The sequence below is a fragment of the Brevirhabdus pacifica genome (genome assembly GCF_002797755.1).
Lineage (GTDB): Bacteria > Pseudomonadota > Alphaproteobacteria > Rhodobacterales > Rhodobacteraceae > Brevirhabdus > Brevirhabdus pacifica.
Window position 1 is genome coordinate 51,832 of sequence record NZ_PGFI01000013.1, and the last position, 19,811, is coordinate 71,642.

At 65.8% G+C, this 19,811-nt stretch carries 20 protein-coding genes; 5 read left to right on the forward strand and 15 right to left on the reverse strand.

The features are described from left to right. Positions 1–45: 45 nt before the first annotated feature. From CLV77_RS12055 to CLV77_RS12085, 7 genes are all read right to left on the reverse strand, one after another. Positions 46–966 (reverse strand): mechanosensitive ion channel family protein, encoded by a 921-nt coding sequence (locus CLV77_RS12055; protein ID WP_076980080.1) that lies wholly within the window; start codon positions 964–966, stop codon positions 46–48. Next, positions 966–1,286: a 4a-hydroxytetrahydrobiopterin dehydratase gene (locus CLV77_RS12060; protein WP_076980079.1), complete on the reverse strand. Its 321-nt coding sequence runs from the start codon at positions 1,284–1,286 to the stop codon at positions 966–968. Before CLV77_RS12060 ends, CLV77_RS12055 begins: the two co-directional genes overlap by 1 nt. Further along, on the reverse strand, positions 1,283–2,494 hold the full coding sequence (locus tag CLV77_RS12065; protein ID WP_100053123.1) for a GNAT family N-acetyltransferase: 1,212 nt from the start codon (positions 2,492–2,494) through the stop codon (positions 1,283–1,285). The genes CLV77_RS12060 and CLV77_RS12065 overlap by 4 nt, the downstream gene beginning before the upstream one ends. A gap of 70 nt (positions 2,495–2,564) precedes the next feature. Next, positions 2,565–3,374, reverse strand: coding sequence for a glycerophosphodiester phosphodiesterase family protein (locus tag CLV77_RS12070; protein ID WP_076980077.1), 810 nt, complete (start codon positions 3,372–3,374; stop codon positions 2,565–2,567). 10 nt (positions 3,375–3,384) lie between these two features. After that, positions 3,385–3,849, reverse strand: coding sequence for a RidA family protein (locus CLV77_RS12075; RefSeq protein ID WP_076980076.1), 465 nt, complete (start codon positions 3,847–3,849; stop codon positions 3,385–3,387). 92 nt (positions 3,850–3,941) lie between these two features. After that, positions 3,942–5,249, reverse strand: coding sequence for an HlyD family type I secretion periplasmic adaptor subunit (locus tag CLV77_RS12080; RefSeq protein WP_076980075.1), 1,308 nt, complete (start codon positions 5,247–5,249; stop codon positions 3,942–3,944). Next, complete coding sequence (locus CLV77_RS12085) at positions 5,249–6,994, reverse strand: type I secretion system permease/ATPase (protein ID WP_076980074.1); 1,746 nt, start codon at positions 6,992–6,994, stop codon at positions 5,249–5,251. Before CLV77_RS12085 ends, CLV77_RS12080 begins: the two co-directional genes overlap by 1 nt. Before the next feature lie 246 nt (positions 6,995–7,240). On the opposite strand from CLV77_RS12085, the gene CLV77_RS12090 reads away from it, so the two are divergent. Further along, positions 7,241–8,008, forward strand: coding sequence for an MlaA family lipoprotein (locus CLV77_RS12090; RefSeq protein ID WP_076980073.1), 768 nt, complete (start codon positions 7,241–7,243; stop codon positions 8,006–8,008). Between the two features lie 8 nt (positions 8,009–8,016). Further along, positions 8,017–8,616: an MlaC/ttg2D family ABC transporter substrate-binding protein gene (locus CLV77_RS12095; RefSeq protein ID WP_244901597.1), complete on the forward strand. Its 600-nt coding sequence runs from the start codon at positions 8,017–8,019 to the stop codon at positions 8,614–8,616. Positions 8,617–8,701: 85 nt separating this feature from the next. Here the strand turns inward: CLV77_RS12095 and CLV77_RS12100 are convergent, their stop codons facing one another. Then, positions 8,702–9,433, reverse strand: a complete 732-nt coding sequence (locus CLV77_RS12100) for a hypothetical protein (RefSeq protein WP_085047339.1) — start codon at positions 9,431–9,433, stop codon at positions 8,702–8,704. Between the two features lie 21 nt (positions 9,434–9,454). Between CLV77_RS12100 and CLV77_RS16400 the strand changes: the two genes are divergently transcribed. Further along, complete coding sequence (locus tag CLV77_RS16400) at positions 9,455–9,679, forward strand: hypothetical protein (protein WP_143815123.1); 225 nt, start codon at positions 9,455–9,457, stop codon at positions 9,677–9,679. Here CLV77_RS16400 and CLV77_RS12105 read toward each other — a convergent pair. The 3 genes from CLV77_RS12105 to CLV77_RS12115 form a co-directional block, all read right to left on the reverse strand. Then, positions 9,676–10,716: a BstA C-terminal domain-containing protein gene (locus CLV77_RS12105; protein WP_083707792.1), complete on the reverse strand. Its 1,041-nt coding sequence runs from the start codon at positions 10,714–10,716 to the stop codon at positions 9,676–9,678. The genes CLV77_RS16400 and CLV77_RS12105 overlap by 4 nt on opposite strands. Beyond that, positions 10,709–11,641: an IS1595 family transposase gene (locus CLV77_RS12110; RefSeq protein WP_076980070.1), complete on the reverse strand. Its 933-nt coding sequence runs from the start codon at positions 11,639–11,641 to the stop codon at positions 10,709–10,711. Before CLV77_RS12110 ends, CLV77_RS12105 begins: the two co-directional genes overlap by 8 nt. A gap of 179 nt (positions 11,642–11,820) precedes the next feature. After that, a complete protein-coding gene (locus tag CLV77_RS12115; RefSeq protein ID WP_076980069.1) occupies positions 11,821–14,031 on the reverse strand; it encodes a transglycosylase domain-containing protein in 2,211 nt (736 codons plus the stop codon). A gap of 260 nt (positions 14,032–14,291) precedes the next feature. Between CLV77_RS12115 and CLV77_RS12120 the strand changes: the two genes are divergently transcribed. Together CLV77_RS12120 and CLV77_RS12125 are read left to right on the forward strand one after the other, a co-directional pair. Beyond that, the gene (locus CLV77_RS12120) at positions 14,292–14,630 is read left to right on the forward strand and encodes a P-II family nitrogen regulator (protein ID WP_076980068.1); all 339 of its coding nucleotides are present in this window, start codon (positions 14,292–14,294) and stop codon (positions 14,628–14,630) included. A 28-nt stretch (positions 14,631–14,658) separates the two neighbouring features. Continuing rightward, positions 14,659–16,017 carry an ammonium transporter gene (locus tag CLV77_RS12125; protein ID WP_076980067.1) on the forward strand — a complete coding sequence of 453 codons (1,359 nt, stop codon included), beginning with the start codon at positions 14,659–14,661 and terminating at the stop codon, positions 16,015–16,017. A 94-nt stretch (positions 16,018–16,111) separates the two neighbouring features. On the opposite strand, the gene CLV77_RS12130 is transcribed toward CLV77_RS12125, so the two are convergent. The 4 genes from CLV77_RS12130 to sseA all read right to left on the reverse strand — a co-directional run bounded on the left by CLV77_RS12130 (position 16,112) and on the right by sseA (position 19,713). Further along, on the reverse strand, positions 16,112–16,492 hold the full coding sequence (locus tag CLV77_RS12130; protein ID WP_076980066.1) for a rhodanese-like domain-containing protein: 381 nt from the start codon (positions 16,490–16,492) through the stop codon (positions 16,112–16,114). A gap of 26 nt (positions 16,493–16,518) precedes the next feature. Continuing rightward, positions 16,519–17,415, reverse strand: coding sequence for an MBL fold metallo-hydrolase (locus CLV77_RS12135; protein WP_076980065.1), 897 nt, complete (start codon positions 17,413–17,415; stop codon positions 16,519–16,521). Positions 17,416–17,670: 255 nt separating this feature from the next. Then, the gene (locus CLV77_RS12140; RefSeq protein ID WP_076980064.1) at positions 17,671–18,855 is read right to left on the reverse strand and encodes an amino acid aminotransferase; all 1,185 of its coding nucleotides are present in this window, start codon (positions 18,853–18,855) and stop codon (positions 17,671–17,673) included. Continuing rightward, a complete protein-coding gene (gene sseA, locus CLV77_RS12145; protein WP_076980063.1) occupies positions 18,856–19,713 on the reverse strand; it encodes a 3-mercaptopyruvate sulfurtransferase in 858 nt (285 codons plus the stop codon). Positions 19,714–19,811 lie beyond the last annotated feature (98 nt).

Here is a 19,811-nt window from a genome sequence, read left to right on the forward strand (position 1 = left end):
GGTCCCGCGCCTTGCGCGGGACACCTATGCGCCAGAAGGGCGCGCTCAGCCTGCGGGCGCCGGGGTTCCGGGGCGATCGACCCCGTTCGCGCCCTCGGATCCATCGGCGTCGTTGCCCTCTTCGGCGCGGGCCTGCACCAGCGTCCGCGTCGGGAAGGGGATATCGATGCCGTTGGCGTCGAAGGCTTCCTTGACGGCGCGGGTCATGTCGGCGTGGAACTTGAAGAACTCGGCCCGGTCGCACCAGACCCGCACCGTGAAATCGACCGAGCTGTCGCCAAGGTTGCGGACCTGGATGAATGGCTCGGGGTTGGCATGGGCGCGGGGGTCCGACAGGATGGTGTCGCGGATCACCTGCTCGGCCCGGGCCAGATCGGCGCCGTAGCCCACGCCGAAGATCCACTCGGCATTGCGCAGGGGATAGGCCGAGTAGTTGGTGATCGCCGAGCCCCAGACATCGCTGTTGGGAATGATGATCTGGACGTTGCCGGTGGTCGCAAGCTCGGTCATCACGATCGAGATGTCCTTGACCGTGCCCGAATGGCCCGCCACCTCGACGAAATCACCCACGCGGAAGGGGCGGAAAATCACCATCATCACGCCCGCGGCGATGTTCGACAGCGTGCCCTGCAGCGCCAGGCCGATGGCCAGGCCCGCGGCACCGATGATTGCCACCAGCGAGGCCGTCTGCACCCCGAAGCGGTTCAGCACGAACACGGCCGCGAATGTCAGGATGGCATAGCGCGCCACGTTCCCCAGAAAGGCGAAAAGCGTGTCGTCGATCCGCTTGTAGCGCGCCGCTATGCCGATGATGCGCCGCCGCACCCAGCCCGAGATCATGAAGGCCAGCACCACGATCAGGATCGCCACCAGCACGTTGCCGATGACCGAGGCCAGGAACTGGATCGTCAGGAGGTCGCCGATCGTCACGCCGCTGGCGATCGGGGTCGAAAGAATATCGTTCATCAAGAGTTCAGTGCATCCATCTTGCGGGCGAGTTTCACGTCCCTTTGCGTCAGACCGCCAGCATCGTGGCTGGTCAGCGTGACGTCAACGCGGTTGTAGACGTTGGACCATTCGGGGTGGTGGTTCCACTTTTCCGCCCAGATGGCGGCGCGGGTCATCCAGCCGAAGGCCTCGACGAAGTTCTTGAACTCGAACCTCTTGGACAGGGCATCGCGCCCCTCGTCCAGGCGCCAGCCATTGTCCAGCAGGGGCGCCAGCGCTTCCTCGCGCGCCTCCCGCTCCAGCATGTCCTGCGGGGTCTTCTGGTTCTTGTCGGTCATTCTCTCTCCGTCGCGGTGGTCTTGCGGAAGGGTCCGTAGGAAGTCAGCACCTCAATTTCATCCTCGACCGCCTCGCGCTCGGCCTCGAGGAATTGCGCCACGGCGCGGCGGAACCCGGCGTCCGCGATCCAGTGCAGCGAATGGGTCGCCACCGGCAGGTAGCCACGGGCAAGCTTGTGTTCGCCCTGGGCGCCGGCCTCGACCCGGGCGAGACCGTGGGCGATGGCATGGTCCATCGCCTGATAGTAGCATAGTTCGAAATGCAGGAAGGGGTGATCCTCGACACAGCCCCAGTAGCGCCCGTAAAGCGTGTCGCGCCCGATGAAGTTCAGCGCGCCCGCGACAGGTTCATCCCCGCGCAGCGCCAGGACCAGCAACACGTCGCGGCGCATGGTCTCCTGCACCTCGTCGAAAAAGGCACGGGTCAGGTAGGGATGGCCCCATTTACGGGCCCCGGTGTCCTGGTAGAAGCGCCAGAAGGCATCCCAGTGCTCAGGCTCGATCTCGTCGCCGGTCAGCCGCACGATGCGCCCGCCGAAGCGCGCCGCGCCCTCACGCTCCTTGCGGATGTTTCGGCGCTTGCGCGAGCTAAGCGTGGCGAGAAAGGCATCGAAATCCGCGTATTCCCGGTTCTGCCAGTGGAATTGCTGACCGGTGCGGTGCATCAGGCCCATCGCCTCGCCTGCGGCGGCTTCCTGCGGGGTGCAGAAGGTGGCGTGGGCGGAGGAAAGGTCGTTGTCGGCGGCGATCTGGACCATGCCCTGGACCAGCGCGGCCATCCCCGCCTCGTGCCAGCCGGGTGCGGTCAGGAACCGGCGGCCGGTGGCGGGGGTGAAGGGCACGGCCAGTTGCAGCTTGGGGTAGTAATCCCCGCCTGCCCGCTCGAAGGCATGGGCCCAGGAGTGGTCGAAGACGTATTCGCCCTGGCTGTGCGACTTGGCGTAAAGCGGGGCGCAGGCGATGACGCGCCCCTCGCTTCGGGCTACCAGGTAGCGCGGCTGCCAGCCGGTTCCCCGCCCGACCGAGCCCGAGCGTTCCAGCGCCAGCAGGAAGCGGTGGGTGGTGAAAGGGTCGACGGGGCGGGCCGCTTTGTCGGGATCCGGCCCATCGGATTGCACTACCTCCGGGCAGGCGCAGGCATCCCACTCCGCGGCCGGGATATCCCCTAGGCTGGGATGGACGTGGATCTCGATCTCGGTGCTTTGCATCTGCTCTTCCATGCGCCCTGCTCCAGATGGTCCGGGCACGATCCGCGTCAAGTGGGGCGGGCCCGGTGCCCTAGGGCACCGCGGGGGTATACCCCTCGAAGGTGATGCCCTGCGCGTGGTCGCGGGCGCGCCCCTCCTGCGCGGCGGAGCGGACGGTCCAGCACAGGATGTCATGCCCGGCTCCGGCGATCCGGGCCACGGCAGGGGCGTCGAGGTCGCGGACATCGTGGCTGATGAAGCTGCCGCCGACGCGCGCAAGATCCGGGATGCCGCGCAGCGCCGCCAGGTCGGCCGGGTCGACCCCGGGCCAGTCGTCCGCCGCGAAATCGCAGGTGACCAGCCCCCGCGCCACGCCGGGCGCCAGGTCTTGCAGCCGCGCCATGCTGTGGGGATTGAAGGACATCACCGCGACCGGCCCGTCGTAATCCGCCAGCTCGGCGGCGACCGCCGCCTCCAGCCGGCCGGCATCCGGCCCCTGCCCCGACCTTTGCCCCGGGCCCAGGCTGCCGCTCTGGTCCTTGATCTCGATCAGCAGGGGCACGCGGCCGGCAACCAGCGCCAGCACCTGCGCCAGGGTGGGGATCCCCTCCTCGCCGCCGCTGAGCGGGATCCGACCCAGCTCTTCCGCCGGCAGGGCGGCGACCGGGCCCTTGCGCGCGGTCAGCCGATCCAGCGTCTCGTCGTGAAAGACCATCGCCCGCCCGTCGGCCGACGGTTGCACGTCCAACTCGATCCCGAAGCCCGCCTCGATCGCCGCGCGAAAGGCGGCAAGCGAGTTCTCGGGCCGACCCTGTGCACGGTCGTGCAGACCGCGGTGCGCCAGCGGCAGCCGCAGGAAATCGCGCGCCAGACGCGGGGCCGGGGTGCCGGTGGGTGTCATCGCCGGTGCCTCAGCGGACCTGAAAGATGCCTTCGATCTCGACCGCGACTCCCAGCGGCAGTGACGCCGCCGACACGGCGGCCCGCGCGTGCCGCCCCGCGTCACCCAGCACCTCGGCGAACAGGTCCGAGGCGCCGTTGATGACCTTGGGCTGGTCGGTGAAGTCGGGGGTGGAGTTGACGAAGCCGGTCAGCTTGACGACCCGCACCAGCCGGTCGAGGTCGCCGTCACAGGCCGCGCGCACCTGCGCCAGCAGCGACAGGGCACAGGCCCGGGCCGCGCGGGCCCCCTGCTCCACGCCCAGGTCATCGCCCAGCCGGCCGGTGATGAAGCCATCGCGGTCCTGGGAGATCTGGCCCGAGACGTAAAGCACGTCGCCCAGCAACACGTAGGGCACGTAGTTGGCGGCCGGGGCCGGGGCGTCGGGCAGGGTCTCGCCCAGGTCGGCGAGGCGGGTTTCAAAGGTGCCGGGCATGGTGACCTCCTGGATTGGCGGCGCGGGGCGCGCGTGAATTGTGGGCGACGCTAGCGCGGGGCCGGCGCCGGGGGAACAGCAAAACGCATCGCTCAGCTTTCGCGAAAGGCGCGCGAGAAATAGTCGGCCAGCGGTTCGATCAGGTAGGCCAGCGGCGTGCGGTCGGCGGTGCGGATAAACGCCTCGACCGGCATGCCGGGGATCAGGGTCATGTCGTCCAGCTTCTCGATCTCGCGCGGATCAAGTCGGATCTCGGCCCGGTAGAAGCTGACTTGCGACTCGCGGTCGGTAAAGGCGTCGGCCGAGATGCGGGTGACCTTGCCCGACAGTTCGGGCGTGATCCGTCGGTCAAAGACCGGAAAGCGCAACGTCACCTCCTGGCCGACGAACACCTCGTCCACGTCCAGCGGGGTGATACGGCTTGAGACGATCAGCGGCCGGTCCTGGGGCACGATGTAGAGCACCGGGTCGGCCGCGCGGATGACCGAGCGGGGGGCAAAGACCTCCAGCCCGTAGATCACCCCGGCGGTGGGCGCGCGGATGTCCAGCCGGGCCAGCCGCTCGCGCAGGCTGGCGCGCTGCTCTGCCATCTCGACCTCGCGGTATTGCAGGTCTCGGGTCTGGGCGATGGCCTCCTCGCGGCGGGTGGATTCCAGGGTCAGGATCTCGATCTCAAGCTCGGTGATCCGGCCCTCCGCCTCGGCGGCCGAGGCGGTCAGCTCGCCCAGCACGCCCTCAAGCCGCGCCTCCTCGCGCTGAAGGGTCAGGACGCGGCTGGCCTGGGCCAGTTGCCGGTCCAGCAGGGATTGCTGTGCCGCAAGCTCCTGCCGGACCAGTTCGACCTGGCGGGCGATGGCGGTCTTCTGGGCCTCGATCCCCTCGATCTGGCTGCCGATCTGGGCCTTGCGGCGGCCCAGCTGCTCGACCCGCTGACCTAGCGAGCGGCGGCGCGCCTCGAACAGGCGCCGCTGTCCCTCGATCAGATCTTCGACAACCGGGTTCTCGGCCTGGGCAGCGATCAATTCGGGGGGGAAGACGACGCCATCCTCGCCATCCCGCTCGGCCGCGAGGCGGGCGCGGCGGGCCATGATCTCGTAAAGCTGGCCCTCGGTCGCGTTCAGCTCCGAGCGTAGCAGCGTCGCATCGAGGGTCAGCAGCGGATCGCCCGCCTGCACGCTGTCCCCCTCGCGGACGTGGACAGCCTCGACCACGCCGCCGTCAGGGTGCTGGACCACCTGGCGGTTCTGCTCGACCTCGACCCGGCCGTCAGCGACGATGGCGCCCGCGATGGTGCTGCGGGCCGACCAGGTTCCGAAACCACCCAGCAGGATCAGCAGGGCGCCGAAGCCGATGGCAAGCGGCATGCGGGCCGACCAGGCCCTGTTCCCGCGCCCGGCCATCACGCGACCCCCCCGGCGCTTCGGTTGCCGATGATGTTCTGATGATTGCGCACCGTGCGCGACAGCACTTCGTCGCGGGGGCCCAGGGCGCGGACGGCTCCGTTCTCCAGCACCAGAAGCACATCGCATTCCTGGATCGCGGCGGGCCGGTGCGCCATGATGAGGACCGCGCCCCCCTCGGCCTTCTTGCGGCGGATCGCGAGGTTCAGCGCCTCGGACCCGTCGTTGTCGAGGTTCGAGTTCGGCTCGTCCAGCACCAGCAGCACGGGGTCGCCGTAAAGCGCGCGGGCCAGGCCGATGCGCTGGATCTGTCCGCCCGACAGGTTCCCGCCCGAGGGCGAAACCAGCGTGTCATAACCGTCGGGGAGTTGCAGGATCATCTCATGCGCCGCGGCGGCCCGGGCGGCGGCGACCACCGCCGCGTCGTCGGGTGCCTCGGCCAGCCGGGCGATGTTTTGGGCGATCGTGCCCTCGAACAGGGTGACCCGCTGGGGCAGGTAGCCGATCAGCCCGCCCAGGACATCCGGGTCGTAGTGGTCCAGGGCGGCGCCATCCAGGCGGATCTTGCCGCCAGCCGGCCGCCAGACGCCGGTGATGGCGCGGGCCAGGGTCGACTTGCCGGCCCCCGATGATCCGATCACGCCCATCGCCTGGCCCGGTTCGACACCGAACGTGACACTGCGCAACGCGGCCGTCTGCTGGCCGGGCGGCAGCACGGTAAGGGCCGCCGCCTGAAGCCGCGCGGCGGGGCGCGGCAGGGCGGTGCGCGGCGGCTCGGGGCGGACCTCGGACAGCAGGTCGCCCAGGGCGGACCAGCCGCGCAGCGCCCGCTGCACCACCTGCCACTGACCCAGCGCCACGTCGATCGGCGCCAACGCGCGCCCCATCAGGATCGAGGCCGCGATCATCGCCCCCGGGGTGATCGTGCCATCCAGGGCCAGATAGGCCCCGAGGCCCAGCATCGCCGATTGCAGGAACAACCGCAGCGTCCGGGTCAGGGTCGAGAAGCCGCCCGAGCGGTCCGAGGCCTGGATCGTGCGTTCCAGCGCCCGACCGCGAAGCCGCTGCCAGCGGGCGAAGGCCGCGTCGCGCATGCCAAGGCTGCGGACGGTCTCGGCCTCGTCGCGGATCTGGTCGGCCATGCGGTCGGCATGGATCGCGGCCCCGCCGGCGACCCGCCGCGCCCCCGACGTCAGGACCTGGTTCAGCAGCGTGACAAGTATCAGCACCCCCGCCCCGGCCAGCGCCAGGAACCCCAGCCAGGGATGAAAGACGAAGATCGCCAGCAGGAAGATCGGCGTCCAGGGAATGTCGTAAAGCGCCAGCAGCGCCGGCGAGGCCATCAGCGTCTGCACCGCCTCTAGGTCACGCAGACCCGTGGCCTCGGCCTTGTCCTGGGGGCGGTCGGTGGCGCGGCGCAGAAGAGCGCTAAAGACGCGCCGGTCAAGCGTGGCCTGAAAACGCGCCCCGGCGCCGGCCAGAAGGCGTCCCCGCGCGTAATCCAGAAGCCCCATCATCAGGTAGAGGAAGGCCACCAGAAGCGTCAGCGCGATCAGCGTTTCCTCCGATCGGCTTCCCAGCACCCGGTCATAGACCTGCAACATGTAGAGCGGCCCGGTCAGCATCAGCAGATTGACGAAGAGGCTGAACAGAAAGACCGAGGCGAAAAGACCCGCGCTTTGCCAGCGGACGCGGCCCAGCTCTGCCCGGCCGGGGCGGGTATCGAGTATCCGTGTCGGTGGCATGATCCCGCCCTCTCCTCTGTCTCCGCCCTGCCCGGCCGCCTGACCGGCCAACTTCCCTGCCCCCGGCACGCAAGGGGCCCGCGCCCCCACCGCGCGACAACCGCGCAACGGTGCCGGGCCGGGTCCATGGGCAGCTTGCGCCTACAAGCCTAACATCCTATCGATGAACCCGGTCCGGCACGCCGAGATGATCGGGTTGGATGACGATACGTCCTGCAAACTAGCTGCTACGGGGGCCCTGTTCCATTGCAACATTTTCATTCCCGGTTTTCCGCCACCCTGCGTCCCGTTTCCCGCCTGCTGATCGCGCTGCCGCTGGTGGCGCTGGTCGCGGCCTGCACCCCCGGCACCCCCGGGCCGGACGGGGTGTTCGACCCCTACGAGCAGGCCAACAGGTCGCGCCACGCCTCCAGCCTTCGGGTCGACCAGGCGGTGGTGAAGCCGGTGTCGGACACCTACGGAACGGTCGTGCCCCGGCCCGTGCGGCGGGGGGTGAGCAATTTCGCCTCGAACCTCGATCTGCCGGGGATCGTCGTCAACGACGTGCTTCAGTTCAAGGTCGAGAACGCGGTCCACAACACCTGGCGCTTCGCCATCAACTCCACCATCGGGGTGGCCGGCCTCTTCGATGTCGCGGGCTCGATGGGCCTGCCCGAGCGGGACAATGACTTCGGCCGTACCCTGCACGCCTGGGGCGCGCCCGAGGGCGCCTACTTGGTGCTGCCGGTGCTGGGCCCCTCGACCGAGCGGGACTTCGCCGGCAAGGTCGTGGATTTCATCATCAACCCGACCCGCTACCTGCTGGAATCGCCTGAAAGCTACTATGGCACCGGCGCAAAGGTGCTCAAAAAGCTGGGCGACCGGCACCAGTATTCCGATGTGCTGGATTCGGTCATATATCAAAGCGCGGACAGCTACGGCCAGGCCCGCATGCTCTACCTGCAGAACCGCCGGTTCGAGCTGGGGATCGACGTCAGCGACCAGTATATCGACCCCTATGAGGTTTCTCGATGACACGTAAAATGACCCGCCGCGACTTTGCCGCCATGGCCGCGTCCTCGCTTCTTGCGATGACGATGCTGGGCCGGCCCGCGGCCGCGGCGATCTCCCCCTCGGATGCCCAGGGCCTGGTACAGGCGCTGGTCGACGATATCTTCCGGGTGATCGAATCGGGCCGCTCCGAATCTGCGATCCTGAAGGATTTCGACGGGCTCTTCGCCAAATACGCCGATGTCGAGATCATCGCGCGGCAGGTACTGGGCGCCGACTCGCGCCGGGCCACCCCGGCCCAGATGCGCGCCTTCACCGATGCCTTCCGCGGCTATATCGCCCGCAAGTACGGCAAGCGCTTCCGGGAGTTCATCGGCGGCCGCATCGACGTGCAGAGCGCGGCCAAGGTGAAATCCTTCCACGAAGTGCGCACTATGGCCCACCTGAAGGGCGAGGCCCCGTTCGAGGTCAAGTTCCTCGTCTCGGACAAGTCCGGTCGGCCACGCTTCTTCAACATGCTGATCGAGGGCGTGAACCTGATGCTGACCGAGACCGCCGAGATCGGCGCGCGCCTGGACCAGCGCCGGGGCGACATCGACGCGCTGATCCGGGACCTGCGCACCATGGGCTGAGCCCTGGAGACGTAGTGCAGACATGAAAACACCCCGTCGCAGGACGGGGTGTTTTTTTTGGGGCCTATATACTTAACTAGCCATCTCAGCTAATGACAGCGCCCTCGGGAGGTTCGATGTTATCCCAACGCTCCGCGATGGTGGCGCAAGCGGCTTCCATATTCTGAAACCTGCGGGTCGCGTCAGTCGGTGCTGGAATGAATGTCGCGGTTGCACAGTCCAAGGTCACGCAGAGCTTTTCTTCCGGAGCCGTCTCATCCTGCACGTCGAGCATTTTGCGCACCCCTAACAACAAAGAAGACTGGTAAGCCCCCGTCTCTTCATCCAGCGGCGTGTTCTTAGCATATCGGATAGTGCCGAGGCCGGTGCGCAGTCGATTGGTCTTCATCACACGCTGGACGCCAAACCGGATGTCTGGGTTCACCTCTACACCGTTAATGTTGGTCCGAAAGCCGGTCGGCGCATCAACAACCTCAGCGGTGTTTGGGAACGTGTCCATGTTGAAGACTGCCCCGTAGGCGATCAGGAAGTCGCCGTTGACGTCCAAGGTATCGCGCTCGAAGTTCGTGTCAGACATCATTTCGTGCAACCGCTCGCCCTCGCCCTTCAGTGCATCTGGGCTAAGTGTGCCAGACCTGAGTGCGTTGGCGACGTAAGCTTTCGCCCGGTCATGCTGGATTGCTCTGGCGATTTTGCGATACTTGCAGTCGCGAATGATCGTGCGCTGCCTTCGTTCGGATGCGACCATATAGTCACTCAGGTATCGGCTGTTGACCTTGGGTGTCTTGACCAAACGGTGGGTCGGCGTTTCACTCATTTAAAAACCTCTGAGGCAGGCATGGCAGAACTCTATCTTACCGGGACAGCGCCAGATGGAAAGCATCTGATGATTGCCCCCATCACGTCCAAAAAGCTCGCCCGGTGCCCGGAGCCACCTGCGGACACCAGCGGCTATTTCCTGATGGAGGAAGACTGCACTGGAACTGGCGTCCTGACCATACTTGCACGTGTTTCCGATGCCGAAGCCGCGTTCCGCTTGGGCCGGATGTTCTGCATGTCCTAGTCCTCAATCAGCTTCGGGGATAATCGCTCTATTGCGAGTTGGGCAACAGAAGGCGCAAGATCTTTCCTTCCCTTCAGGTAGTTCTTGAACCTCCCGCTATCCAAATAGACGTCCTGCAACCACCTTCTGTATTCGCCGAGCGCATCAAGGGGGTAGCAATTCGCAATCTGAGGGTTGGATCGCGCTTGCGGGTGATCTTTGGGGTAGCGGTGCGGAAACCTCTCCCGATCACCAAACTTACTTCCAAGGTCGTTCGCATCCCAGTGCTTTGCCCAGTGTTGACCTATCGAGATATCCGGGACCATCTTTTCACCGATGTTGGCTCCCGCCATTATCAGTTCATAGATCACAGTATGCGCCTCGTTGAAAATACTGAAATAGCCGCTGGGGGCGCTTTGATGGTTGAGCTCAATCCGCTCGTGCCACTTCCTCAGGGGTTCAGTGATACGCTGCCCTGTCGGGTCATACCCGACCTGACTGTAAATTAGGTCTTGCAGGGCCTTCCCTGCGAGTATCCGGAAATTGTCCCGCGCGGTGTCCCTGGGGTTAGCCGCGTCGAAGGCATAGTACTCTAGGACGGCAAGACAGATCACGTCAGGAAAAGCGTGAATTACACGCTTTCCATCAGATGTCTCAATATGGGCCTCGGGCGCTGATATGCCGCGTTTTTCCAAGATGGACTTGATCGCGGCGACACGCGGCTTTGGCGGGTCCTCGTTCCATTCCTGACTAATCGTTCGAATGTGGAGGTTTTCGATACCGACGAGACGAGCAAGTCCTCTCCCCGTCAAGAATGCAGTGCCGTCCCTCAAGACGCCCATGCCAATTCCTTCGATTTCAGCCTGACGCTCTATCTGAAGGTCTAGGGAGCCTTGCCTTGGGTCGAGTTCCTTTCCGCCCATATTTTTAGGTAGCGATTTGATTTCATTGCTTTTCATGCCGAGTTCCTTACCCTTTGCCCGAGGCACCAGAGAGTTAACGACTTCATCGAACGAGCCGTCTATTGGCTCGATCAAATCTTTCTTCTTGTCAGGCATTGATTAGGCTCCTGTATGTCAGTCGCTTGTCGATCATGCGCTCGATAGTCAGTTCAATGAAGTCCATAGTGCCGATGTGCGCCGTGTTGTGACGGAAGGAGAACTCCTTCACGTAGCGGTGCAGATGCTTGGCGCTCATGTAGTGATAAATGCCGATGTAGCCGCGTTTGAGCAACGCCCAGAAGCTTTCGATGCCGTTGGTATGCGCCATGTCACGGACATACTCGCCAGCAGAATGATTGATGGTGATGTGATTGTAGCCACGTGCCTTGAGGTTGATGTAGCCGCCGTGAGTATCGGTCACGATGGTTGCGCCAGCCTTGCAATGTTCGCGGACGAAGCGCTCAAGGGTAGCAGCTTTGGTATTCTCGACCACAACGGCGCGAACCTGCCCAGCTTCGTCACGGACGCCAACAACAGCAGTTTTGCCAACCGTACCACGACCGGCGTGAAGCTTCTTGTTAGCGTGCTTGTTCTTCTCGCGACCACCAACATAGGTTTCGTCAACTTGCATCTGACCGTCCATGTGGTCGTCGCGATCTTTCAGCCACGTCTCGCGGATGCGCTGGGCGAGGAACCACGCAGTTTTCTGGGTGACGCCAAGTTCGCGGGCCATCTGGGTGCTGGGGATGCCCTTGCGGGCGCTGGTGAGCATGAAGATAGCCAGCAGCCACTTCTGCAAGGGAAGGCGGCTCTCGGCCAGCACGGTGCCTGTGCGAACGCTGAAATGTTTCCGGCAGTCTTTGCAGCGGTAGGGCATCGGCTTATGGTCTTTGCACTCGGTCACGGAGACCGAACCGCAGTGACCGCAAACCGGCTCACCACCCCAGCGCTTGGCCTCGAAGAACTTGCGCGCCGCTTCCTCATCCGGGAACTTCTGAAAAAACTGGAAGGTGGAGAGGGATTCAGGCTTCGGCTGCGTCATGGGTCGGGCTCCTTATGGAACCCTTGTAACTTAACTAGCCAGGACGCGCAAGAGATTTATGGCTAGTTAAGTATATAGACCCCTTTTTTTTTGTGAAGGGCCGGGCCGGCGGGCTTCAGGTCGGCGGGTTCAGGTCGGAGGGCGCGGGCCGGCCTTGGCGGACCGGCCCTTCGCCGGCCTCAACGGCCGCCCAAGATCTTGCCCAGAACGTCCAGGATGATCCGCTCGGCGGCCTGGGCGGGGTTGGGCTGCCGGCGCTGCTGCGTGCGGCTGGGGGCCTGACGCTCGCTGTAGCCGCCGTCGTTGTCGCCGCCAAGGGCGACCGGCTCGCCACCGCTTTCCATCGGCAGTGGCTGCGGCGGCAGCCCCTCGTGCACGCGGATCATGGCGTCCTGCCAGATCTCGGCCGGAAGGCCGCCGCCGGTAACGCCGGTCAGGGGCGTGTTGTCGTCATAGCCCATCCAGACCCCGGCCACGTAATCGGCGGTGAAGCCCACGAACCAGGCATCGCGGGCGGCCTGGGTGGTGCCGGTCTTGCCGGCGGCCTCCCGATCGGGAAGCCGGGCGCGCGCGCCGGTGCCCCCGTCGATCACCTTGCTCATCATGTAGGTCAGCTGACGCGCGGCGGTTTCCGAGATCACGCGCTCCCCCATGCCGCCGTCCTGATCCATCAGCGACCGGCTTTCCCCCACGAGGCGCAGTTCGGTCAGCCCGTAGGGCTTCACGCTCCGGCCACCGTTGAGGATGCCGGCATAGGCGCCCGTCATCTCCATCAGCGTGCTTTCCGAGGCGCCCAGCGCCAGCGCGGGGCCGGCGGCAAGGTCGCTCTTGATGCCGAACATCTCGGCGGTACGGCGCACGTTCTCGCGCCCGACCTCTTCCGAGATGCGCACCGCCGGCGTGTTGAGCGAGTTGCGCAGCGCCTCGGTCAGGGTGACGCGGCCGCGATACTTGCCGTCGTAGTTCTTTGGCGACCAGGGACCCGAGCCAGGGATGTTGATCGTCAGCGGCGTATCCTCGACCGTCGAATTGGGTGACATGCCCAGATCCAGCGCCGCCGCGTAGACGAAGGGCTTGAACGCCGAGCCGGTCTGACGCTGGGCCTGCACCGCGCGGTTGAAGGCGCCGGAAACCTTGGTCTGTCGCCCGCCCACCACGGCGCGCACCGCACCGTCCGAGCTCATCACCACGATTGCGGCCTGGGCTTCGGATCCTTCCTTCACCTTGTCGGCGAAGATGGTCTTCATCGCCGCCTCGGCCGCGGTCTGGATGCGGGGATCGAAGGTGGTGCGGATGATGACATCTTCGGTGGTGTCGCGGGTCAGGAAGGACGGGCCGCTCGACATCACCCAGTCGGCGAAATAGCCGCCGGCGCGCGCCTGTGCGGCCTCGGACAGGGTGGCGGGGTTGGCCCGCGCCTGCCGCGCCTCGGATTCCGAAATCTTGCCCTGTTCGGCCATCAGGCCCAGCACGACGGAGGCCCGATCACGCGACCGCTTCAGGTCGTTGGTGGGCGCGTAGCGGGTCGGCGCGACCAGCAGGCCGGCCAGCATGGCGGCCTCGGCGGTGTCGACCTGAGAGGCGGACTTGCCGAAATAGCGCTGGCTGGCGGCCTCGAAGCCGCGGGCACCGGCGCCGAGGAAGGCGCGGTTGAGATAGATGGTGAGGATCTCGGCCTTGGAGTAGCGGGCCTCCATCGCCATGGCGAAGATCGCTTCGTTGATCTTGCGCACCAGGGTGGAGCGTCGGCACTCGGCCTCATAATCGGCTTCGGAGCCATCGACCTGCGGGTCGTAGGGGCGCCCAAGGCAAAGCAGCTTGGCCGTCTGCTGGGTGATGGTCGACCCACCGTGACCCGACAGCGGGCCGCGCCCCTCGCGTAGGTTGATGCTGATGGCCGAGGCGATGCCCCGGGGCGACAGGCCGAAATGGTTGTAGAAACGACGGTCCTCGGTCGCCACGATCGCCTTGGTCAGGACCGGCGCCACCGTATCGGTGGTGATGGCACCGCCGAATTGCTCCCCGCGCCAGGCGAAGACCTCGCCATAGCGGTCGAGCATCCGGACCGAACCCTTGGCCCGCCCGTCCAGCAGCTCTGCCACCGGCGGCAGCGTCGCGGCGGTATAGGCCACCGCAAGCCCGACAAGCAGGATCACCACGACCGAGCCGCGCCAGATCAGGCTCCAGAACACACGCAGGAACCACAGCGGCACCGCCAGGATCATCCCGACCAGGCCCCGGGGCCGACGTGCGCTGCTTTTGCGGTTGGTCTTGCGCGAGCGGCTGGGCGGGCGCCCACGGCCGCCACCGGATCCGCCGCCTGTCTTGGTCTTGGCGCTGTATCTCCGGTCCGCGACCAGACGGGAGCGAGGTTTGCTTTTCGAACTCATATTCCACCCAGACTGCTCGGTTTCGGGGCACGATACAGGCCCCGCCAGCAAATGTGGAGCCGCCATCGCCACTTCGGCGACATCCCCCAATGCTTGGCCTGATGCATAATTTTTAATCACTTTGCACAAATTGTATAATTTTTAGGCGTTTTTTCCAGGAATCCGTCGCTGCGCCCCGCGCCAAAGCTTGCCGCAGCCCCCGCCTCGGCGAGGGTGCTGGGGTGACGGTCCCGTGGGGCCAACTGCCGAAGGGGTAAGACGTGAAACTCATCATAGCTACAATCAAGCCGTTCAAGCTCGAGGAGGTCCGCGAGGCGCTGACCCTCATCGGTGTGCGCGGGATGATGGTGACCGAGATCAAGGGCTTCGGCTCTCAGTCCGGGCACACGGAAATCTATCGCGGAGCCGAATACGCGGTGAACTTCGTTCCCAAGATCAAGCTCGAGATCGTGGTCAGCAGCGGCATGGCCGAAACGGTCGTCGACACGATCCGCCAGACCGCCTGCACCGACAAGATCGGCGACGGCAAGATCTTCGTGCTGGACGTGCTCCAGGCGGTCCGTGTGCGCACGGGCGAAACCGATACAGACGCGCTCTGAGCCGCGACACGAGACAAGGAAGACCCAGATGATACTCAAGAAATATCTCCTTACCGCCGCGGCGCTGGCAGCCCTGCCCGCCCTGGCCCCGACAGTGGCCCTGGCCCAGGAGGCCGCCGCCGAGGCAACCGCCCCCGCCGCCGTGCCCACCGATGTCGTCTTCATCCTGAACTCGGTCCTGTTCCTGGTCGGCGGTTTCCTTGTGTTCTGGATGGCCGCCGGCTTTGCCATGCTCGAGGCCGGCCTGGTGCGCGGCAAGAACGTCACGATGCAGCTGACCAAGAACGTGGTGCTGTTCTCGCTGGCGTCGATCTTCTACTGGCTGATCGGCTACAACCTGATGTACCCGCTGGGCGACTGGGCCATCGAGGGTTGGCTATCGGGCCTCTTCCCGTCCTGGGGCGTGCTTGAGGCCGTGGGCGTCACCGCCGACAAGGTGGACGATTATTCCTATGCCTCGACCGGCTCGGACTTCTTCTTCCAGCTGATGTTCGCCGCCGCCACCGCCTCCATCGTCTCGGGCACCCTCGCCGAGCGCATCAAGCTGTGGCCCTTCCTGCTCTTCACCATCGTGCTGACCTCCATCATCTACCCGCTGCAGGCCAGCTGGAAATGGGGTGGCGGCTGGCTCGACGCCATGGGCTTCCAGGATTTCGCAGGCTCGACCGTCGTCCACTCGGTGGGTGGTTGGGCCGCGCTGACCGGCGCCATCATCCTCGGCCCGCGCCTTGGCAAGTACAAGGACGGCCGCACCGTGCCGATGCCCGGCTCTAACCTGGCGCTGGCGACCCTGGGCACGTTCATCCTGTGGCTCGGCTGGTTCGGCTTCAACGGCGGCTCGCAGCTGGCGATGGGCTCCATCGGTGACGTGGCCGACATCAGCCGGATCTTCGCCAACACCAACGCCGCCGCCGCCGGTGGCGCGGTCGCCGCGGTGATCCTGACCCAGCTTCTCTACAAGAAGCCCGACCTGACCATGATCCTGAACGGCGCCCTGGCGGGCCTGGTCTCGATCACGGCCGAACCGCTGAACCCCTCGCTTGGCCTCGCGACCGTCATCGGCATGGCCGGCGGCACCCTGGTCGTCTTCGCGGTCCCGATGCTGGACAAACTGCGCATCGACGACGTGGTCGGCGCCATCCCGGTGCACCTGGTCGCCGGCATCTGGGGCACGCTGGTCGTCCCGCTCAGCAACCCCGATGCCAGCTTCATGGTCCAGATCACCGGCATCGTCTCGGTCGGCGTGTTCGTCACCGTCTGCTCGGCCGTGCTGTGGCTCGTGCTGAAGGCCGTGACCGGCATCCGGGTCAGCGAAGAGGCCGAGATCAACGGCCTCGACATGGCCGAGCTGGGGATGGAGGCCTACCCCGAGTTTTCCAAGGGCTGACCGACCTCCTCCCCGGTCCGCCAATATGGAAAAGCCCCGCCGTCTGGCGGGGCTTTTTTTCGTCTGCCGGGCGGGGGCCGCGGGCCCCGGCGCCTCACTTGTTGTTGAACCGCTTGGGCGCCCCCGTCGCCATGTCGGTCCCGACATAGCATTTCTCGGCCTTCTTCCAGGCGCCGAAGCCGCCTTCCATATGGGCCACCTTGTCGTTGCCGGCCTCAAGGAAGCCCTTGGCGACCTTTTCCGAGCGGACGCCGCTGCCGCAATGGAACACGATCTGCTTTCCGTCCTGGGTGGGCAGCGCGCCGGGCTTAAAGAAGGACATCGGCATCAGCAGCGCGCCCTCGATATGCTCCATCATGTATTCGGCCGGGGTGCGCACGTCGATCAGGACGATCTTCTCGTCCTTCACCGCCTGTTCCACCTCGTCGATGGTCCAGGTCTCCAACGTTCCGTTGTCGAGCTTGTCGGTCTTCATGGTCGCGCCTTTCTGTGCTGTCGCTCTCAGAAGCGGTTTGCGGGGATCTTGAAGTAGCTGTTGCCGTCATCTTCGGCCGGCGGCAGGTTGCCGCCGCGCAGGTTCACCTGAAGGGCATGCAGCATCCGGTCGGGAAGCGACAGGGTCGCGTCGCGCTTCTCGCGGAGCTTGATGAACTCCTCCTCGGTGGTGCCGCCGCCCACATGGGGGTTGTCGCGCTTGTGCTCGGCGACGGTGGCTTCCCAGGCCGGCTCGTCCCGGGTCTTGGTGCAATAATCGTGGCCGACGAACAGCCGCGTCTCGTCCGGCAGGCTCAGGATCTCCTGGATCGACTGGTACAGGTCATGGGCCGAACCGCCCGGAAAATCCGCCCGCGACGAACCCACGTCCACATGCATCAGCGTATCGTGCACGAAGGCCGCGTCCTTGCCCACCACATAGGTGATCGACCCCAGCGTGTGGCCCGGCGACAGCATCACGCGGCACTCCAGATTGCCGATGCGGAACGTGTCGCCCTTGTCGAAGAGACGATCGAAACAGGATTCGGGATCGAAGGCGTCGGGCGTGTTGTAGATCCCTCGCCAAAGCTCGGCGATCTCCAGCACCTTCGAGCCGATGGCATTGGGTGCGCCCAGCTTCTCCTTCAGCCAGGACGAGGCCATCAGGTGGTCGGCATGGGGGTGGGTGTCGAGGATCCACTCGATCTCCAACCCGTTGTCGCGAACGAAGTCGAGGATTTCGCGCGCGCTGTCGAAACTGCTGCGCGCATTGGGCACGTCGAAATCCTGCACCACGTCGATCAGCGCAGCCTTCTTCGTCTCTTCGCAGACAGCCAGGTACTGGCAGCTGCCGGTCGGCTTGTCGTAAAAACCCACCACGCGGGCGGAACCCGTCCCGTTCGAGGCACTCTCACGCTTGAACATCGGCAATCCCCTTGTTTGCTGCGAAACGTTCATATTCAACGCGTCGCATATTTCCGGGTTCCATGAAGATTGCCGAAAAAGCGGGGCGGCCCCTTTTCACTGTCGCAGAAATATCCCCGCCGGAGGCGTCGCGGCATCCGCAAACGTGCCCCGGGAAGGGATTGAGAGACCCGGCAACCAGGCCTCGCACTGCCTTCGGCCCGGGGGTTGGACAGGCGCGGCATCCCGGTCGCCCGGGGCGCCGCGCGCTTGCGATCAGATCCCCACGTCGAGGATGGCGCGCGCCAGCACCGGCACCGTCTCGGCGTTGAGGCCGGCGATGTTCAGGCGGCTGTCGCCCACCATGTAGATGCCGTGCTTCTCTCGCAGGGCCGCGACCTGCTCGGGCGTGGCGCCCAGGCGCGAGAACATGCCGCGATGGCGCGCGATGAAGTCGAACCGGTCCGAGTTCGACCGCTGGCGCAGCTCCTCGGCCAGTTGCTCGCGCAGCTTGAGCATGCCCAGGCGCACCTCTTCCAGTTCGGCCTGCCAATCGGCGCGCAGGGCCTCGTCGCCCAGGATGGTCGAGACGATCCGCGCCCCGTGGTCCGGCGGGAAGGAGAAGTTCTGGCGGTTGAGGTAGTTGAGCGTCCCCTGGGTCAGGCGCACGGTCTCGCCCTCGGGGGCGATGGCCATCAGGATGCCCGTCCGCTCACGGTAGATGCCGAAGTTCTTCGAGCAGCTTGCCGCGATCAGGCATTGCTCCATCTCCGAGGCGACCATGCGGGTGGCGGCGGCGTCATCCTCCAGCCCGTCACCGAAGCCCTGGTAGGCGATGTCGATGAAGGGGATCGCCTCGCGCTCCTGCAGCAGGGCAATGACCTCGGCCCACTGGGCGAGGGTCAGGTTGGCGCCGGTGGGGTTATGGCAGCAGCCGTGCAGCAGCACCACGTCGCCGGCGGCGACGGTGCCCAGGTCGGCCATCATGCCGTCGAAATCCACGTCGCGGGTTTCATTGTCGAAATAGCGGTATTCGCGCATCGACATGCCCAGGTGCTTGATGATCGACGGGTGGTTGGGCCAGGTCGGGTCCGAGATCCAGATCGTCGCCTCAGGGGCGGCCATGCGGATCAGCTCCAGCCCCTGGCGGATCGCGCCGGTGCCGCCGGGCGTGGCGGCGGCCGCCACCCGGGCGCGCGGCACGGCACTGCCCAGCACCATCTCGACCATGGCGTCGCCAAAGGCCGGATCGCCGGCGAGGCCGGTGTAGGCCTTGGTCTCCTGGGTGTCGACGAGGCGCTGCTCGGCGGCCTTGACGGCGCGCATGACGGGGGTCTTGCCCTCGGCGTTGCGATAGACGCCGACCCCCATGTCGATCTTGTCGTCACGGGGATCGTCGCGGAACAGCTGCATCAGCGCCAGGATCTTGTCGGCGGGCAGTTCCTTGAGGTTTTCGAACATTCAGGCGTCTCCAGTTGCGACCTTCAGGTCGTCATACATTCCCCATTCCGCCCAGGACCCGTCGTAGAGCGAGTGGTCCCGGTGGCCGATCCGCTCCAGCGCCAGCGACAGGATCGCGGCGGTGACGCCCGATCCGCAGGTGGTGATGATCGGACGGTCCAGCTCGACGCCGCCGGCTTCGAAGGCGGCGCGCAGGGCGTCGGGGGATTTCATTGTCCCGTCCTTTTCAAGCAGCGTGGCGTAATGCACGTTGCGCGAACCGGGGATATGGCCGGCGCGCAGGCCGGGACGGGGTTCGGGCGCGTCGCCGCGAAAGCGCGCGGGCGAGCGGGCGTCGACGATGACATGGCTGCCCAGCTTCGAGGCCGAGGCGACCTGGGTCACGTCGCGGACGAGCTGCGACTGGCGCTGCACGGTCATGTGGCGGTCGCGGATGACGGGGGGCAGATCCTCGGTCGGACGGCCCTCGGCCTGCCACTTGGGAAAGCCGCCGTCCAGCACGGCGACATCGGTCTTGCCCATCAGGCGGAAGAGCCACCAGACCCGCGCCGCCGAGAAAAGGCCGGCGCCGTCGTAGATCACCACCTGGTGCCCGTCGCCCACGCCCATGGCCCTGAGCCGGGACATGAACTTCTCGACCGGGGGGACGGTATGGGGCAGGTCCGAGCGCTGGTCGCTGTTTTCCTCGATGTCGAAGAAGCGGGCGCCGGGGATGTGGGCGGCGGCATATTCGGCCGCGGCATCGCGCCCCTCGGAGGGCATGTGCCACGAGGCGTCGAGGATGCGCAGATCGGGATCGCGCAGATGATCGTTGAGCCAGGCTGTGCTGACCAGGGTGCGGGGATCGTCGTCGCTCATGTCGCGGCACCTCGTTCAAGGGACGCAACTGACCTATCGGGCGGCGGTACTGCTGACAAGGGGGTGCGACGGCGCAGGGTTGCCGGGAACGCGGTGCT

What these genes read in the sequence shown, in the direction of transcription:
- CLV77_RS12075 (WP_076980076.1), bottom strand. Translation starts at nt 3,849, where the DNA reads ATGCCCGGCACCTTTGAAACCCGCCTCGCCGACCTGGGCGAGACCCTG.
- CLV77_RS12130 (WP_076980066.1), bottom strand. Translation starts at nt 16,492, where the DNA reads ATGAAGACCGACAAGCTCGACAACGGAACGTTGGAGACCTGGACCATC.
- CLV77_RS12125 (WP_076980067.1), top strand. Translation starts at nt 14,659, where the DNA reads ATGATACTCAAGAAATATCTCCTTACCGCCGCGGCGCTGGCAGCCCTG.
- CLV77_RS16400 (WP_143815123.1), top strand. Translation starts at nt 9,455, where the DNA reads ATGGCAGAACTCTATCTTACCGGGACAGCGCCAGATGGAAAGCATCTG.
- CLV77_RS12105 (WP_083707792.1), bottom strand. Translation starts at nt 10,716, where the DNA reads ATGCCTGACAAGAAGAAAGATTTGATCGAGCCAATAGACGGCTCGTTC.
- CLV77_RS12060 (WP_076980079.1), bottom strand. Translation starts at nt 1,286, where the DNA reads ATGACCGACAAGAACCAGAAGACCCCGCAGGACATGCTGGAGCGGGAG.
- CLV77_RS12100 (WP_085047339.1), bottom strand. Translation starts at nt 9,433, where the DNA reads ATGAGTGAAACGCCGACCCACCGTTTGGTCAAGACACCCAAGGTCAAC.
- CLV77_RS12095 (WP_244901597.1), top strand. Translation starts at nt 8,017, where the DNA reads ATGACCCGCCGCGACTTTGCCGCCATGGCCGCGTCCTCGCTTCTTGCG.
- CLV77_RS12135 (WP_076980065.1), bottom strand. Translation starts at nt 17,415, where the DNA reads ATGTTCAAGCGTGAGAGTGCCTCGAACGGGACGGGTTCCGCCCGCGTG.
- CLV77_RS12085 (WP_076980074.1), bottom strand. Translation starts at nt 6,994, where the DNA reads ATGCCACCGACACGGATACTCGATACCCGCCCCGGCCGGGCAGAGCTG.
- CLV77_RS12065 (WP_100053123.1), bottom strand. Translation starts at nt 2,494, where the DNA reads ATGCAAAGCACCGAGATCGAGATCCACGTCCATCCCAGCCTAGGGGAT.
- CLV77_RS12140 (WP_076980064.1), bottom strand. Translation starts at nt 18,855, where the DNA reads ATGTTCGAAAACCTCAAGGAACTGCCCGCCGACAAGATCCTGGCGCTG.
- sseA (WP_076980063.1), bottom strand. Translation starts at nt 19,713, where the DNA reads ATGAGCGACGACGATCCCCGCACCCTGGTCAGCACAGCCTGGCTCAAC.
- CLV77_RS12080 (WP_076980075.1), bottom strand. Translation starts at nt 5,249, where the DNA reads ATGGCCGGGCGCGGGAACAGGGCCTGGTCGGCCCGCATGCCGCTTGCC.
- CLV77_RS12115 (WP_076980069.1), bottom strand. Translation starts at nt 14,031, where the DNA reads ATGAGTTCGAAAAGCAAACCTCGCTCCCGTCTGGTCGCGGACCGGAGA.
- CLV77_RS12055 (WP_076980080.1), bottom strand. Translation starts at nt 966, where the DNA reads ATGAACGATATTCTTTCGACCCCGATCGCCAGCGGCGTGACGATCGGC.
- CLV77_RS12110 (WP_076980070.1), bottom strand. Translation starts at nt 11,641, where the DNA reads ATGACGCAGCCGAAGCCTGAATCCCTCTCCACCTTCCAGTTTTTTCAG.
- CLV77_RS12070 (WP_076980077.1), bottom strand. Translation starts at nt 3,374, where the DNA reads ATGACACCCACCGGCACCCCGGCCCCGCGTCTGGCGCGCGATTTCCTG.